Origin of the sequence: Streptomyces sp. LS1784 (assembly GCF_020103755.1) — a bacterium.
Classification (GTDB): Bacteria; Actinomycetota; Actinomycetes; order Streptomycetales; family Streptomycetaceae; genus Kitasatospora.
In genome coordinates, this window is the sequence record NZ_JAHSQD010000159.1 from 1 (window position 1) to 15,379 (window position 15,379).

General features: G+C 73.0%; 12 protein-coding genes and 1 pseudogene. 8 read left to right on the forward strand and 5 right to left on the reverse strand.

Annotated elements, in window-relative coordinates:
- From KS423_RS19620 to gcvPA, 3 genes and pseudogenes are all read right to left on the reverse strand, one after another.
- Positions 1 to 329: pseudogene (locus KS423_RS19620) on the reverse strand (ATP-NAD kinase); the annotation flags it as partial.
- On the reverse strand, positions 326 to 1,897 hold the full coding sequence (gene gcvPB / locus KS423_RS19625; RefSeq protein ID WP_224280855.1) for an aminomethyl-transferring glycine dehydrogenase subunit GcvPB: 1,572 nt from the start codon (positions 1,895 to 1,897) through the stop codon (positions 326 to 328). The pseudogene KS423_RS19620 and the gene gcvPB, both read right to left, overlap by 4 nt.
- A 23-nt stretch (positions 1,898 to 1,920) precedes the next feature.
- Positions 1,921 to 3,279 (reverse strand): aminomethyl-transferring glycine dehydrogenase subunit GcvPA, encoded by a 1,359-nt coding sequence (gcvPA, locus tag KS423_RS19630; protein WP_224280856.1) that lies wholly within the window; start codon positions 3,277 to 3,279, stop codon positions 1,921 to 1,923.
- 96 nt (positions 3,280 to 3,375) lie between these two features.
- On the opposite strand from gcvPA, the gene KS423_RS19635 reads away from it, so the two are divergent.
- From KS423_RS19635 to KS423_RS19665, 7 genes are all read left to right on the forward strand, one after another.
- Positions 3,376 to 4,767: an ABC transporter substrate-binding protein gene (locus KS423_RS19635; RefSeq protein WP_224280857.1), complete on the forward strand. Its 1,392-nt coding sequence runs from the start codon at positions 3,376 to 3,378 to the stop codon at positions 4,765 to 4,767.
- Positions 4,768 to 4,778: 11 nt separating this feature from the next.
- Positions 4,779 to 5,711 (forward strand): carbohydrate ABC transporter permease, encoded by a 933-nt coding sequence (locus tag KS423_RS19640; protein ID WP_224280858.1) that lies wholly within the window; start codon positions 4,779 to 4,781, stop codon positions 5,709 to 5,711.
- Positions 5,708 to 6,580, forward strand: coding sequence for a carbohydrate ABC transporter permease (locus tag KS423_RS19645; protein ID WP_224280859.1), 873 nt, complete (start codon positions 5,708 to 5,710; stop codon positions 6,578 to 6,580). The genes KS423_RS19640 and KS423_RS19645 overlap by 4 nt, the downstream gene beginning before the upstream one ends.
- A gap of 7 nt (positions 6,581 to 6,587) precedes the next feature.
- Positions 6,588 to 8,633 (forward strand): beta-galactosidase, encoded by a 2,046-nt coding sequence (locus KS423_RS19650; RefSeq protein ID WP_224280860.1) that lies wholly within the window; start codon positions 6,588 to 6,590, stop codon positions 8,631 to 8,633.
- The gene (locus tag KS423_RS19655; protein WP_224280861.1) at positions 8,630 to 10,825 is read left to right on the forward strand and encodes a trehalase family glycosidase; all 2,196 of its coding nucleotides are present in this window, start codon (positions 8,630 to 8,632) and stop codon (positions 10,823 to 10,825) included. The genes KS423_RS19650 and KS423_RS19655 overlap by 4 nt, the downstream gene beginning before the upstream one ends.
- A gap of 42 nt (positions 10,826 to 10,867) precedes the next feature.
- Positions 10,868 to 11,566, forward strand: a complete 699-nt coding sequence (locus tag KS423_RS19660) for a ribonuclease H (RefSeq protein WP_224280862.1) — start codon at positions 10,868 to 10,870, stop codon at positions 11,564 to 11,566.
- A gap of 96 nt (positions 11,567 to 11,662) precedes the next feature.
- Positions 11,663 to 12,361 carry a hypothetical protein gene (locus tag KS423_RS19665; protein ID WP_224280863.1) on the forward strand — a complete coding sequence of 233 codons (699 nt, stop codon included), beginning with the start codon at positions 11,663 to 11,665 and terminating at the stop codon, positions 12,359 to 12,361.
- 132 nt (positions 12,362 to 12,493) lie between these two features.
- Here KS423_RS19665 and KS423_RS19670 read toward each other — a convergent pair whose 3' ends face one another.
- Positions 12,494 to 13,789: a hypothetical protein gene (locus tag KS423_RS19670; protein ID WP_224280864.1), complete on the reverse strand. Its 1,296-nt coding sequence runs from the start codon at positions 13,787 to 13,789 to the stop codon at positions 12,494 to 12,496.
- Positions 13,790 to 14,217: 428 nt separating this feature from the next.
- On the opposite strand from KS423_RS19670, the gene KS423_RS19675 reads away from it, so the two are divergent.
- Positions 14,218 to 14,958: a dienelactone hydrolase family protein gene (locus KS423_RS19675; RefSeq protein ID WP_224280865.1), complete on the forward strand. Its 741-nt coding sequence runs from the start codon at positions 14,218 to 14,220 to the stop codon at positions 14,956 to 14,958.
- 218 nt (positions 14,959 to 15,176) lie between these two features.
- Here the strand turns inward: KS423_RS19675 and KS423_RS19680 are convergent.
- Positions 15,177 to 15,379, reverse strand: a 203-nt coding sequence (locus tag KS423_RS19680; RefSeq protein WP_224280866.1) for a glycoside hydrolase family 15 protein, incomplete at its 5' end; no start/stop codon positions are given.

Genomic DNA, 15,379 nt, shown 5'->3' on the forward strand with positions numbered 1-15,379 from the left:
CCGGCCGCGGCCAGGGCGCGCACTGCCGCTCGGGTGTCGGCGGCGGTGGTGGTGTCCGCCCTGGCGGGCCGGTGGACGACCCGCGCGGGCCGCCCGGCCATGCGGGCGGACTCGGCGCCCATCGCGCCGTCGGCGGTGATCAGCTCAATGTCCGACGGAAGGTGACGAAGCGTCAGTTCGGCCCGGGCGACGGCCTGCGGGCGGGCCCCGAGCGCCAGGGCCCGCCGCTGGACCTCGGTGCCGTCGCTGCCCTTGAGGCCGACCCGGCCGCCGAGGCCGGCGACCGGGTTGACCACGAGCCCGATCCGGGCGCTCGGGGCGGGCGTCACGGCTGCTCGCCGAGGACCTTGCGGCGGTAGGCGCGCCAGCTGACCGCCCAGACCGCCGGATCGTCCAGCGGCTCGTGCCGGATCCGGTGCACGGTGGAGTTGTGCGGTGCGGTGCGGACGGTCTGCGGGTCCTCGTACGCCTCGCGGGCGACCTCGGCGAGGATCGCCGCGTACTCGTCCAGGTCGGCCCGGGAGTAGGACTCGGTGGGCTCCAGCGTCATCGGCTCGGGGACGACGTACGGGTGGTGGCTGGTCCAGTAGTGGGTGCCGAAGTCGGCGGCCCGGTAGCCGAGGTCCTCGCTGTGCAGGCCGGTGTCCTCGTTGAGCTGCTGCCAGCTGTAGCGGACCTGCTCGACCCGGGGGCGGCCCTCGGCGTAGGGGACGGAGACGCCGCGGATCTGCCGTACCCGGTGCAGCAGGTAGTTGTTGTTGAGCACGGCGGTCTCGGCGGCCGCGCGCAGCCCCTCGGCGCCCAGCGCCGTGATCCAGGCGTAGGCGCGCACCAGGTTCGGCACGACGCCCAGGTACGGGCGGATCTTGCCGACCGATTCGGGCCGGTCGTCGTCCAGGACGTACCGTTCGCCGTCGAACTCGACGGTGGGGCGCGGCAGGTAGGGCGCGAGCTCGGCGGTGACGCCGCAGGCACCGGCCGCCGGGCCACCGCAGGCGTGCGGGGTGGAGAAGGTCTTGTGCAGGTTGAAGTGGCACAGGTCGAAGCCGGCCTCGCGGGCCCGGGTGATGCCGAGGATGCCGTTGGCGTTGGCCTGGTCGTAGGCGCACAGGCCGCCGGCCTCGTGGACGATCCGGACGAACTCGGCGATCCGGGGGTTGTAGATGCCGGTGTCCTCGGGGTTGGTGATGAGCAGCGCGGCGGTGCGCGGGCCGACGGCGGCGCGCAGCGCCTCGATGTCGGGGTAGCCGTCGGCGTCCGGGTGCAGGGTGATCACCCTGAAGCCGGCGGTCTTGGCGCAGGCGGCGTTGGAGGGGTGGGAGAAGGCGGTGGTGATGACCTCGTCGCGCTGCTCCAGCTCGCCGCGCGCGGCGTGGTGGGCGCGGATCACCGAGACGTTGGTCCAGATCGCCGCCGAGCCCGCGCCGGGCTGGAGGCTGACCCGGTCCATGCCGGAGATCTCCTTGAGCAACTGCTCCAGCCGGTGGACGAGTTCGAGCACGCCCTGGACGGTCGAGGCGTCCTGCGCCGGGTGCAGGGAGGCGATCCGGGGGTCGCGGACGAAGGTGTCGTTGACCTTGGGGCTGTACTTCATGGTGCAGGTGCCCTGGCCGACGTCCACGTTGAGGTCGGCGCCGAGGTTCTCCTGGGAGAGCCGCAGGTAGTGCCGGAGCACCTGCTGCTGGCCGAGTTCGGGCAGGGCGGGCGGCGCGCTGCGGCGCAGCGCGGCGGGCAGTCGCTCGGCCGGGTCGCCGACGGCGGCGGTGACGGCGGGCTCGGGCAGCGGGGGCAGGACGCCGCGCTCGCCCGGGGCGCCCAGTTCGAAGACGAGCTTCTCGTCCCAACGGGCCTGCTGGAAGCGGCGCAGGGCGGGTTTGGGGGCGATCCTTGGGTCCACGGCGCCAATTGTCTGATGGTTCGTCACTTCACGATCTCCTCAAGTGCGTCGGCGAGGCGGTCGATGTCGGCCCGGGTGTGCAGCTCGGTCACGCAGTAGCGGCCCTCGTCGGTCCCGGCAGGGGTGCCGCCGTGCAGGCCGAGGGCGAGCAGCGCCTCGGCGATCTCGGCGGCGCTGCGCTCGCCGGTGTAGCGGACGGTGAAATCGGCGAAGTGCACGGCCTGCGGGTCCGGCAGTTCCACGCCGGGGACGCGGGCGAGGCACTGCCGGGCGTAGGCGGTGTTGGCGAGGATCGTCCCGCCGATCTCACGCATGCCGTGCGGGCCCATCAGCGCGAGGTAGACCCCGGCGGCGATGCCGTGCAGGGCGGCGGCGGTGCCGACCCACTCCTTGCCCTCCTCGCGCAGGGCGAAGGAGGTGCGCTCGTACGCGACGTCGCCGAACCCGTACTCGCCGGGGACCTCGGTGGGGGCGAGGCCGAACAGCCGGCTCGGGTACTCTGCGACCAGGCGTTCGTCGTCCGGGCTGCCGATGAAGCCCGCGTTGCCGCCGCCGAAGCTGGGGTGGATGCCGAGCGGCTGGAGGTCTCCGCAGGTGAGGTCGGCGCCGAGTTCGGCGGGCGGGGTGAGCACGCCGAGGCTGATCGGGTTGACGTGGACGACCGCCAACGCTCCAGCCTGATGGGCGAGTTCGATGTACCGTGGCAGCTCCTGGTCCACCCGGCCGCAGTGGTCGTTGAGTTGGGCGTAGACGGCGGCCGCGTCGCCCTCGGCCAGCGCGTCCTGCACGGCGGCGGGGTCGGCCGGGACGGGCACGAGCTCGTGGACGCCCCGGACGTAGTCGCGGATCCGGGAGAGCCGGTCCGGGTCGATCGCGCCGACGAGGACCAGCCGGCGCCGCCCGGTGGCCCGGCCGGCCATCCGCAGTGCGGTCGCGGCGGCCTGGAACCCGTCGTACGTCGGGACGTTGACGACCTCGACGGCCAGCAGCTCGGCCATCAGCGACTGGTACTCCCACAGCGCCTGGAAGCGGCCGTGGTCCTCGTACGGCTCGCCCGCGTAGGCGGTGAGGAACTCGCTGCGGTTGACGACCTCGTCCACCACGGCGGGCACGTGGTGGCGGTAGCAGCCGGCGCCGAGGAAGCTGCGGCCCGGCGGTACGGCGGTGTTGCGGGAGAGCAGCTCCTCCATGTGCGCGACCAGCCGGGCCTCGGAGCCGAGCGGTTCGGGCAGCCGCAGCGGGTGCTCCAGCCGGAGGGCGGCGGGGATGTCGGCGTAGAACTCCTCGACGTCCTGGGCGCCGACCGCCGCCAGCATCGCTTTCCTCACCTCCGGGGCGGAGTTGGGGATGTACGGGTGGGTTCGGGGGACGCGTGTGCTCATCGGGGCACCTTCCGCGATTTCAGTCACAAGCCTTGACGGGGTTGTGAATGCTGAGTTCTGTATACAGCATTCGGCATTCACCAGTCGGGAGGCAAGATGTCCGCACAAACCCGGCACAGAAAACATCCCCAACTCGCCCGCGAGCAGGGCGGATCAGCGCCAGGCCCGTCCCGCCGTCGCGTCCTGTCGGCCGGACTCGCGGGCGGCGCACTGCTGGTGGCCGGGGCGACCGGCTGTGCGACCGGCGGTGCCGGTGGCACCAGCGCCAAACAGCTCACCGGCAGCCCGGGCGCCGCCGTCACGGGGAAGGTCACCATCTGGTCCTGGGACGTCGCCGCCAAGGCCATGCAACGACTCGGCAAGGTCTTCGAACAGGCCCACCCCGGCACCACCGTCGAGGTGGTGGACATCGGCTACGACAACGCCTACGACAAGATCACCGTCGGGCTCGGCGCCGGCAGCGGACTGCCCGACATCCTCACCGTCGAGGGCCACAAACTGCCCACCTACATCGGCAACTTCCCGAACGCCCTGGTCGACCTCACCAGCCGCGCCGCGAACCTCAAGTCGCAGTACGCGGAAGCCTCCTGGCGCACCGTGACGGACGCCAATGGCCGGGTCCACGCCCTGCCCTGGGACAGCGGGCCGTGCGCCCTGTTCTACCGGCGCGACCTGTTCCAGCAGGCCGGCATCGACCCGGGCGGCCTCAACACCTGGGACGACTACGTCACCGCCGGCACCACCCTCAAGGCCGCCACCGGCAAGAAGCTGCTCATCCTGGACGCCAAACAGGACAGCCTCTTCGCCATGCTGCTCCAGCAGCAGGGCCAGCGCTGGTTCACCGACGGCAAGGTGGCCGTCGCCACCCCCGCCGCCGAACGCGCGCTCACCCTGCTGAAGCAGCTCGTCGACCGCGACCTGGTGGACTTCGAGAACGGCTGGGACGGACTCGTCTCCGGCACCCACGACGGCAAGGCCGCCACCACCCCCACCGCCGCCTGGTGGGACGGCACCCTCACCGCCGAAATGGCCGACCTCAGCGGCAGGTTCGGCGTCGTCCCGCTGCCCGCCTTCGCCCCCGGCGGCGTCCGCACCTCCAACACCGGCGGCTCCACCCTGTGCGTCACCGCGCAGAGCAGGAACCCGGAGACGGCCTGGGCCTTCCTCTCCTTCCTGCTCGCCGACAAGGCCAACCAGGCCTCGATGATGCAGCACGAGGGTCTCTTCCCCGCCTACCTCCCCGCCCTGGACGACCCGTACTTCCAGCAGCCCGCCCCCTACTACGGCGGCCAGCCGACCATGCAGATGTTCGCCGGGCTCACCCGTGGCATCCCCACCGTCGAGCTCACCGCGGACGACTCCAAGGCCGGCGACATCGTCACCACCGCCGTCAACCAGGTCCTGCACAACGGCGCCGACCCGGGCACCGTGCTGCGCTCCGCCGCCCGCCAGATCGCCACCGCGACCGGCCGCCAAACGGCCGGGTAGGGGCGGGCCCGATGACCAGCAGCCTCCCGGCCTCCCTGCGCAAAGCGGCGGCCCCGAGCCAGGCCGCCCCCGCCCGCCGCCGGCGCTCCCCACGCACCGCCGCCTGGCTGTTCGCCGGGCCCACCACCGTCCTCTTCGTCGCCTTCTTCGCCTACCCGCTCGGCGCCAGCCTCTACCAGAGCTTCACCGCCCGCCGCGACGGCGCCGACGTCTGGGTCGGCCTGGACCAGTACCGGCGGATGTTCGACGACCCCGCCTTCCTGCACTCCCTGGTCAACACCGGCATGATCCTCGCCGTCCAGGTACCCGTGATGATCGGCCTCGCCCTGGTGCTGGCCGTCCTGCTCAACCAGTCCTGGCTGCGGTTCCGATCCGGCTGGCGGGCGGTGTTCTTCCTGCCCGCCATCACCACCCTGGTCGCCTACGCCGTGGTCTTCCAGGTCCTGCTGCGCACCGACGGCGGCCTCGCCAACCAGTTCCTCCACGCCCTCGGCCTCGGCCCGGTCGACTGGCTCAACTCGCCCACCTGGGCCAGGATCTCGCTGATCGGCTCGGTCACCTGGCGATGGACCGGCTACAACGCGGTGATCCTGCTGGCCGGACTCCACGCGATCGGCCGCGACCAGTACGAGGCCGCCGCCCTCGACGGCGCCGGCACCGTGCGCACCTACACCAGCGTGATCCTGCCACAGCTGCGCCCGGTGGTGCTGTTCTGCGTCATCACCTCCACCATCGGCACCCTGCAACTCTTCGACGAGAACTACGTGCTGACCCGCGGCGGCCCCGGCGACGCCACGCTCACCCCGGTGGTCTACCTCTACAAGGTCGGCTTCCAGCAGCTCGACTTCGGCTACGCGGCCGCCATCGCCTGGGTGGTCGTGCTGATCATCGCGGCGGTCTCACTGCTCCAGTTCCGGCTCTACGGAAGGGAACGCCGCCGATGAGCAGCACCTCGCCGGAAAGCCGGCCCGCCCGGCTCGGCCGCACCCCGCTGCCGGCCCGGCTCGGCCGCATCGCCGTCCTCGCCGTCCTCACCCTCGGCGCCGTGCTCAGCCTGGTGCCCTTCGCCTGGATGCTGATCGCCGGCACCCACAGCAGCTCCGAACTGTTCCACTCCCCACCGCCGTTCCTGCCCGGCGGCAACCTGCTGCGCAACCTGGTGCACCTCCAGGAGACCATCGGCTTCGGCCGGGTGCTGCTCAACAGTCTCGGGATCGCCGTCGTCTACACCGTGCTGAGCGCGCTGCTGTCCGCGATGTGCGGCTACGGGCTGGCCAAGTACCGCTTCCGCGGCCGCGGGCTGCTGCTCGGCCTGGTGCTGGCGACCATGATGATCCCCCTGCAGGTGCTGCTGGTCCCGCTGTTCCAGATGATGGCCAGCCTCGGCTGGATCGACAGCTACCAGGCCGTGATCGTGCCGTTCCTGGCCAACTCCTTCGGCATCCTGCTGATGCGCCAGGGCTTCCTGGACTTCCCCGACGAGCTGCTGGAGTCGGCCCGGATCGACGGCTCCGGCGAGCTGCGCACCTTCTACCAGGTCGTGCTGCCGTGCGTGCGGCCGCAGCTGGGCGCACTGGTGATCTTCACCTTCATGGGCCAGTGGAACAGCTTCATCTGGCCGCTGCTGATGCTCAACACCGAGGACAGGTACACCGTGCCGGTCGCGCTGAACACACTGACCGGACTGACCCACGTCGACTACTCCGGCCTGATGCTCGGCTCCTTCCTGGCCACGCTCCCGCTGATGGTGCTCTTCCTCGTCTTCCAGCGGCAGTTCGTGGCCGGCCTGCTGGGCGGAGCCTTGAAGGGATGAACTCCGAATGACCCCCCGTAGGAACCACCTCACCCGGGTGCCCGGCCTGCTGTACGGCGGGGACTGGAACCCCGAGCAGTGGCCCGAGCAGGTGTGGGCCGAGGACGTGAAGCTGATGGCCGAGGCCGGGGTCAACCTGGTCACCGTCGGCGTCTTCTCCTGGGCGCGACTCCAACCGGACGCCGACAGCTGGGACTTCGGCTGGCTGGACCGCCTGCTCGACCTCGCGCACCGACACGGCATCGCCGTCGACCTGGCCACCGCCACCGCCTCCCCGCCCGCCTGGCTGGTCCGCGCCCGCCCCGAGCTGCTGCCGGTCACCGCCGACGGGGTGCGGCTGGAGTTCGGCTCTCGCCAGCACTACTGCCCCTCCTCGCCCGCCTACCGGGACGCCGCCGTCCGGCTCACCCGGGCGCTCGCCGCGCGCTACCGCCACCACCCCGCGCTCGCCCTGTGGCACATCCACAACGAGTACGGCGACCACGTCCAGGAGTGCTTCTGCCCCGCCTCGGCCGCCGACTTCCGCCGCTGGCTGCGCGAACGGCACGGCACCATCGAGGAGTTGAACCGCTCCTGGGGCACCGCCTTCTGGTCCCAGCACTACAACTCCTTCGAGCAGATCGAGCCGCCGCGCACCGCGCCCGGCCCGGTCAACCCGACGCAGCTGCTGGACTGGCGCCGGTTCTGCTCGGACGCCCTGCTCGACCTTCACCGCGCCGAGAAGGCCGTCCTGGACGAGGTCTCGCCCGGTGTCCCGGTCACCACCAACTTCATGTCGATGCTCAAGGCACTGGACTACTGGGAGTGGAGCCGGCACGAGGACTTCGTCTCCGACGACGCCTACCCCGACCCGGCCGACCCACGCGCCCACGTCAACGCCGCGATGAACTACGACCTGATGCGCTCGCTCAAGGGCGGCCGCCCCTGGCTGCTGATGGAACAGGCCCCCTCCGCGGTCAGCTGGCGGCCGGTCAACGTGCCCAAACGCCCCGGCCTCTACCGCCTCTGGTCGCTCCAGGCGCTGGCCCGCGGCGCCGACGGGGTGCTGCACTTCCAGTGGCGCGCCTCGGTGGCCGGAGCCGAGAAGTTCCACAGCGCGATGCTCCCGCACCGGGGCACCGCCTCGCGGGGCTGGCAGGAGACCGTCCGCTTCGGCACCGAACTGCGCCGGCTCGGCGAGATCGCGGGCAGCCGGCTGCGCGGGCGGGCCGCCGTCCTGCTCGACTGGGACAGCTGGTGGGCGCTGGAACTGGACGACCACCCCTCCGCCCGGATGCGCTGGCCCGACCTGCTCCGCCCCTGGTACGCGGCGCTGTACGAACGTGGCGTCACCGTCGACTTCGTCCCGCCCACCGCCGAACTCGACGGCTACCCGCTGGTGCTCGCCCCCAACCTCTACCTGCTCGACACGGTCACCGCCGACCGGCTCACGGCCTACGTGCGGGACGGCGGCCGGCTGGTCTGCGGCCCGTTCAGCGGCATCACCGACCGCCACGACCACATCCACCCCGGCGGCCACCCCGGCCCGCTGCGCGAGCTGTTCGGGATCGTGGTGGACGAGCACTGGCCGATCCCGGACGGCGCGACCACCGTCGTACGGCTGGACGGCGCGGAGCCGCACACCGAGCTGCACGCCGAGCACTGGAGCGAATGGATCGAGACCGAGGCCGCCGAGACCGTCGCCCACTACGACTCCGGCGCGCTGGCAGGCCTCCCGGCCGTCACCCGCAACCGCCTGGGCGCCGGCAGCGCCTGGTACCTGAGCTGCCACCTCGGCGCCGGCCCCGGCCCGGTGCTCGACCTGGCACTCGCCGAGGCCGGGGCGGGCGCCGAACTGCCGGACCTCCCGGCGGGCGTCGAGGCCACCCGCCGGCACGCCGACGACGGCACCGGCTACCTCTTCCTGCTCAACCACGGCCCGCACGAGCTGCGAGTCCCGCTCCCCACACCCGGCACCGACCTGCTCACCGGCACCGAGGCCGCCGGAGCCGTCACCCTCGCGCCGCTCGGCGCCGCCGTCATCCGTCTCCCCGCCGCCCAGGAGCGCCCGTGAACCCGCTGACCCGCCGCCACGTCCTGGCCGGCTCCGCCGCCCTCGCCGCGGCCGGCACCCTCGCAGGAGCCCGCGCCGCCCACGCGGACACCTCCGTCGCGGACGCCTGGCCGGACGACCGCTACGCCGACGTCCTCGACCTGCACGGCACCCCCGCCCAGGCCTACCCCGGCGACGCCCGCGGCAACAACCCGATCAACGTCTTCGCCGACCTCGGCGCCTGGCACGCCTACGCCCTGCCCCGCCCCACCGACCAGCCCGGCGGCTTCACCGGCCCGCTGTACCTCGCCCAGGAGTACCCCTGGTGGCTCAGCGACGGCCTGACCCGCCTCCAGCTCACCGAACAGGGCCGCCCCCTGGACCTCACCGCCGGCGCACCCCCGCGCAGCAGCTCGCTGCCCGGCCTGCTGCGGCTGTCCCACGACCTCGGCGGCGGCCTCGCCCTCACCCTGGACCTGCGCTTCGCCGGCAACCGCACCGCCCTGCTCCGGGCCCGGCTGGCCAACACCGGCCCGGCCGTCCGGACCCTGGCCGTCGCCTGGGCCGGCCGACTGCTGCGCCCCGCCACCGGCCCGCAGCGCGACGCGCCGAAGCTGGTCGCCGCCGAACGCGGCCCGGAGGTGCGCTTCGCCGAGGTCCGGCAGACCTGGGACTACCTCACCGACGGCACCGAGCGCTTCGCGGTGCGCCACGCGCGGCCCGTCCGGGTCGTCCTGAGCGCCGACGGCGACGGCCACCGCACCGAACTCGCCGAGCCGGTACGGCTGGCGCCGGGGGAGACCCGCAGCCTGGACTGGACCGAGAGCTACACCTTCACCGAGGCCGAGTACACCCGGGCCGCCGCCGAGTCCGACGCCGCGCTGCGCACCCCGGAGCGGGTCGCGGCGCAGGGGACCGCCCGGTGGCACGGGTACCTCACCCGGGCCACCGAGGGCGTCCCGGCCGCCCGCCGCCGCACGGCCGTCAAGTGCGTGCAGACCCTGGTCACCAACTGGCGCAGCCCGGCCGGGCGGATCCGGCACGACGCCGTCACCCCCACGCTGTCCTACAAGTGGTTCAGCGGGGTCTGGGCCTGGGACACCTGGAAGCAGGCCGTCGGCACCGCCGCCTTCGCGCCCGGCCTGGCCGCCGACCAGATCCGGGCGGTGTTCGACCACCAGACTCCGTTCGATCACCGGCCGGGGGCCGGCTCCGCCGACCGCCCGCAGGACGCCGGCATGGTCCCCGACTGCGTCTTCTACAACGACCCGGGCACCGGCGGCGGGAACTGGAACGAGCGCAACTCCAAGCCCCCGCTGGCCTCCTGGGCGGTCTGGGAGGTCTACCGGCGCAGCGGCGACCGGGCCTTCCTGCGGGAGATGCTGCCCAGGCTGACCGCCTACCTGGACTGGTGGTACCGCACCCGGGACCACCTCGGCGAGGGCCTGTGCGAGTACGGCGCCACCGTGGACCCGGCCAACGCCACCGCCGAGGACTGCCGGGAGGCTGCGGCCTGGGAGTCCGGGATGGACAACGCCCCGCGCTTCGACGCCGCGACCGTGGTCCCCAACCGGGACGCGAACGGGACGCTGCTCGGCTGGTCGCTCGACCAGCGTTCGGTCGACCTCAACGCCTACCTGGCCGCCGACCACCGCCACCTGGCACTGATCGCCGCCGAACTGGGCGACCGGCCCGCCGCCGAACGGCTTCGCGCCCGCGCCGACCGGATCGACGCCGCCGTGCGCGACACCATGTACGACCCGGCCACCGGCTGGTTCCACGACACCGACCTGGCCACCGGCGCCCGACTCACCGCCCGCGGCCGCGGCATCGAGGGCGCGATCCCGCTCTGGTCCGGCACCGCCACCGCCGCCCAGGCCCGTGCCGTTCGCCGGCTGCTGCTCGACCCGGCCGAGTTCGGCACCGCCATGCCGTTCCCGACCGTGGCCCGTAGCTCGCCGTCCTTCGACCCGGCCGGCTACTGGCGGGGTCTGGCCTGGCTCGACCAGACCTACTTCGCCGTCGAGGGCCTGCGCCGCTACGGCTGGGAGCAGGACGCCCGGCGGACGGTCGAGCGGCTGCTGGCCACCGCCGCCGGGCTGGCCGGGGACGGCCCGGTGCGGGAGAACTACGACCCGTTGACGGGGGAGGGACGCAACGCGACCAACTTCAGCTGGTCGGCGGCGCTGCTGCTGCCGTTGCTGCGCAGCTGAGCGACTTTGGCTCCGGGCCGTCCGACCAGGCATGATCGGGGCATGGTCGAACGAGTCATTGCAGCGTGTGACGGAGCAGCCAAGGGCAACCCCGGTCCGGCGGGCTGGGCCTACGTGGTCGCGGACGCCGCCGGGGCGCCCCAGCGCTGGCAGGCCGGCGCGCTCGGGCACAGCACTAACAACGTGGGCGAGCTGACGGCGCTGCGGCAGCTGCTGGCCGCGACGGACCCGGCGGTGCCGCTGGAGGTGCGGCTGGACAGCACCTACACCCGCGACTCGGTGACCAAGTGGCTGAAGGGCTGGAAGCGCAACGGCTGGAAGACGGCGGCCGGCAAGCCGGTGGCCAACCAGGAGCTCATTCAGGCGATCGACGCCCTGCTGGAGGGCCGGGACGTCACCTTCGTGTACGTGCCGGCCCACCAGGTGGACGGCGACCCGCTGAACGCCATCGCCGACAAGGCGGCCAGCGACGCCGCCCGCACCCAGCAGGACGCCTGCGGCACCGCCGCAGACCTGCCGGTCCCCGAGCCGGCCGCCGCCACGAAGGCCCCCAAGGCGCGCACCGCCCGGCCCGCCGCCACCGGAACCGGTGGCACCGCCAAGCGGAGCGGTGGCTCGCGCACCCTGAACGCCCGCTTCCCCGGTACCTGCCCGTGCAGCCGCCCGTACGCCAAGGGCGACAAGATCACCAAGGTCGGCAGCTCCTGGGGCCACCCGGAGTGCGCCGCCGCCCACGCCTGACGACGGGTACGACGGGTACGACCAGGTACGCCGACGCCGCCGGTTGAGTATCCGTACTCACGCGGCGGCCCGGCGCGGCGGTGGACGATGGCGATCATGAGGAATCGCGCAACGAAGGACGGGCCCGGCCGCCGCACGGCCCTGCGGGTGACGGCGGTGGCCGGGGCCGCAGGGACGCTGGCGCTCGGCGCGGTCGGGTACACGACGTACGAAGCCGCGGCACAGGCGTGGACGGGCAAGCCGTACCCGGTGGCGGATCCGGCCGCCGTCGCGAAGCACCTGGACGCCCGGACGCAGACCGTCCACGACGCCCTCGCGCTGCCGCCGGAGGCGACGCCGGCAGGCGTGCGCCACCAGGACGACGGGATCACGGCCCGGATCTACGGCGTCTGCTCCGCCCGGGGCCTCTCCCACCTGTTGGAGAGCATGAACGACACCGGTGCCGACCAGCCCCGCACGGCGGCCATCCGCGCCCAGTTCACCCTTGCCGGGGTCGCACGGCCCCAGTGGGAGGAGGCGGTGGGACGGGCCCGGCAGACCCTGACCGCCCAGGGGTGGACCGTCACCTCCTCCGACGAGTCCGCCCCGGTCCCCAGCCTGACGCTGAAGCCGCCGGCCACCGGTCCGGGTTCCCTCGCCGAGACCGCTTCCCTGCGCTTCGACCCCGTGGACCACACCCTCGCGGTCGCCGCGACCACCGAGTGCGCCCGCTACCCCGACGACACGCCGGTGGACTCGGAGGGCAGGCCGGCCGACCTGCCGACCGCCACGGCGCCGACGCCGTCGCGCGGTTGAGCACCCGGGCGCGCACGGTACCCGGGCGCGTCGCGCACCCGACCGGGAACGCGCGACCGGCCGACCGCTTGCGTGCGGTCGGCCGGTCACCGGTGCCGGTCGGCCCGGGCGCCGGCTGGGCCCGGGTGAGGATCAGGCCCGGGGCGGGGTGTCCTCCTGGGCGATCTCCTTGATGTCCTCGAAGGTCAGGCCGGCCCGGTTGAAGGCGCGCGCCTCGGTGTCCGTGATGCCGAGCCCGGCCAGCTCCTTGAGCTGGGCGTCGGTCAGCGGCGGGGCGAGCGGGAGGTCGCCCGTGTCCTCGGGGTCGAAGCCACCGGGGCCGCCCGAGGTGGCCAGGCCGAGCACCGCGTCCATCAGCTGGTCGTTGGTCAACTTGACCGCGTCGGACGGCGCCTGGACGTTCGGGGCGGTCTGGTTGAAGGCGAGCTTCACCGGGAAGTTGACGCCCGGCTCCACCTTGTCGGCCAGCTGGGCGAGGTCGAAGGTGGCGGAGGAGAAGTCACCGTTCTTCAGGTAGAGGTCGACACCGATCCGGCGGTCCGGCACGTCGCTCGGGGCCTGGTCCGGGAACTCCCCGAACTGCTTCGGGAACTTGGCGGACAGCGGCTTGACGGCCTTGTACATCTCGTCCACCAGCTGCCGGGCCGGGGCGCTGATCCAGAGGTGCTCGGTGCCGTCCTTCTTGCCCTTGTCCTCGTACGTGACGGTGCGGCCGAGCACGTCCTTGATCGAGTTGAGCAGCTGGCCGCCGAGCTCCGGGTCGACGGTGGGCGCGGCGCTCGGGGCGGCCTTCTTGCCGTCGGACTGCTTCGCCTGGTCCGCGAGCGACTGGAGGTCGATGGAGACCCACGTGCCGGCCAGCACGTCCCCGACCGGCTTCAGGTTCTCGGGCAGCTCCTTGCGGAGCTCGTCCACCGAGGACGGGTCCTCGCCGACGAGCTTCACCAGGCCCTTGGCATCGGCGTGCAGGTACCCCGTGCCGTCGATCTGGCGGTACTCCAGCAGCGCGGTGCCGCTGCGGTCGGAGAGCAGGTAGGAGATGCGCACCGACTTGTCGAGCGTCAGGTCGGTGTTCTTGCCGTCCTTGCCGGCGTTCTTGAAGGCCTCGACCTCCTTGAGCGGCTTGTCGGCGGAGATCGCGACCGAGACGGAGAGGCCGGAGATCGCCTTGGCGGTCTTCTCGTCCATCTCGCGGTCGACGCCCCGGGCGGAGCCGACCAGGCCCTTGCCGCCCTTGTGCTCGCCGGTGTTGGCGAACGCGGCGACCTGCTCGGGGGTGGCGGCGATGGAGAGGGTGAAGCCGACTGACTTGCCGTCACCGACCTTGTCGAAGGCCTTCGACACCTTCTGCGCGGCGGACAGCTGCTGGACGGTGCCGCAGGCGGTGAGGCCGGTGGCGAGCACGGAGGCGGTGACGGCGACGGGCATCGCCCCACGGGCGGCCTTGCGGATGGCGGTGTTGATGGTACGACTCCTGTTGATCGGGCCCGCTCGGTGGAGCGGACCGTTCCCTCCCCTGCGACGCACAACGCCACAGTGCCTGCACATGTGATCACATTATCGGCAAGGGTTCACCTGAGTATTTGGCCGGGTCTTTAACCACATCGACCAAAACCATGACCAAAAGCCGCAAATCTTTTCGGGAGAAAGCCCCGCCTGGCGGCCCGTCCGGCGCCGGGCACGTGCGGCAACCCGGCTACGTACGGCGACGAGTTCGAGTTCGGGCTCGACCTGATCCTCGACGGGCTGGAACGGGCCGCTGCCCGACCGGCACAGCGTGAGGGCCCGCGCCACCTCCTCTGCCGACGGCGTAGACCGGCCCGACCGGGGCCCGGCCGGCACTACTGTCCCGTCCCATGACAACGGTCACGACACGCACGGTCGAGTACCCGGCCGACGGACTGACGATGATCGGGCACCTCGCGCTGCCCGCCGGTGCCGGCCGCCGGCCCGCGGTCCTGATCGGCCCCGAGGGGCCGGGCCTGAACGACTTCCAGCGCCGCCGAGCCGACGCCCTCGCCGAACTGGGGTACGTGGCCCTGGCCTTCGACCTCCACGGCGGACGCTGGTTCACCGACCCGCAGGAGATGCTGGCGCGCGTGATGCCGCTGCTCGCCGACCCCGACCGGATGCGGGGCATCGGCCGTGCGGCACTCGACGTGCTGCGCGCCGAACCCCGGACCGACCCCGACCGGATCGCCGCCATCGGCTACGGCACCGGGGGCGCGATCGCGCTGGAACTCGGACGCGCCGGCGTCGACCTGCGGGCGATCGGGACGGTCAACGCCCTCACCACGGGCCGACCGGGCGAGGCAACGCGCATCCGCTGCCCCGTGTGGGCCGGGGTCGGGTCGGAGGACCCGATCATGCCCGCCGCGCAACGGGACGCCTTCGCCGCCGAGATGCAGGCCGCGGGCGTCGACTGGCGCCTCGTAGTCTACGGCGGAGCCCTGCACGCCTTCCACCACCCGCCGGTCGACCACACCGTCCTCCCCGGCGTCGGCCACCACCCGCTGCACGCCGAGCGGGCCTGGCGCGACATCCTCGCCCTGCTCGCCGAGTGCCTGCCCGTCACGGAGGGGCCGGGGCTTCGCTGACGGCCGACCTCGGCACCGGAGCGCCTCCGGTGATTCGGCACATCCTCACCGCCGGCTCCTGCCAGGAGCTCGGCGGGGTCGAAGGACGACCAGCGATGACGGCAAGGTGGCGCGGCTGTGGGATGCCCGCACCCTCGGCGGGCCGGCCGAGCTCACCGGCGCGGTGAGTCCCGTGGTCTTCAGCCCCGACGGACGCACCCTGGCCCCCGGCGGTACCGTCAGGCCTGCCCGCCACCGTCGACGCGCGCCGCACGGCCGGGGGCCGGGGTGAGCCGCAGGGCGGTGTCGATCAGTGGGACGTGGCTGAAGGCCTGGGGGAAGTTGCCGACCTGGCGCTTGAGCCGTGGGTCCCACTCCTCGGCGAGCAGGCCCAGGTCGTTGCGCAGTGCCAGTAGCCGGTCGAAGAGTTCGCGGGCCTCTT

Coding starts and splice junctions, on each gene's coding strand:
- gcvPA (WP_224280856.1), bottom strand. CDS start 3,279: ATGAGCACACGCGTCCCCCGAACCCACCCGTACATCCCCAACTCCGCC.
- KS423_RS19635 (WP_224280857.1), top strand. CDS start 3,376: ATGTCCGCACAAACCCGGCACAGAAAACATCCCCAACTCGCCCGCGAG.
- KS423_RS19640 (WP_224280858.1), top strand. CDS start 4,779: ATGACCAGCAGCCTCCCGGCCTCCCTGCGCAAAGCGGCGGCCCCGAGC.
- KS423_RS19645 (WP_224280859.1), top strand. CDS start 5,708: ATGAGCAGCACCTCGCCGGAAAGCCGGCCCGCCCGGCTCGGCCGCACC.
- KS423_RS19650 (WP_224280860.1), top strand. CDS start 6,588: ATGACCCCCCGTAGGAACCACCTCACCCGGGTGCCCGGCCTGCTGTAC.
- KS423_RS19660 (WP_224280862.1), top strand. CDS start 10,868: ATGGTCGAACGAGTCATTGCAGCGTGTGACGGAGCAGCCAAGGGCAAC.
- KS423_RS19665 (WP_224280863.1), top strand. CDS start 11,663: ATGAGGAATCGCGCAACGAAGGACGGGCCCGGCCGCCGCACGGCCCTG.
- KS423_RS19670 (WP_224280864.1), bottom strand. CDS start 13,789: ATGCCCGTCGCCGTCACCGCCTCCGTGCTCGCCACCGGCCTCACCGCC.
- KS423_RS19675 (WP_224280865.1), top strand. CDS start 14,218: ATGACAACGGTCACGACACGCACGGTCGAGTACCCGGCCGACGGACTG.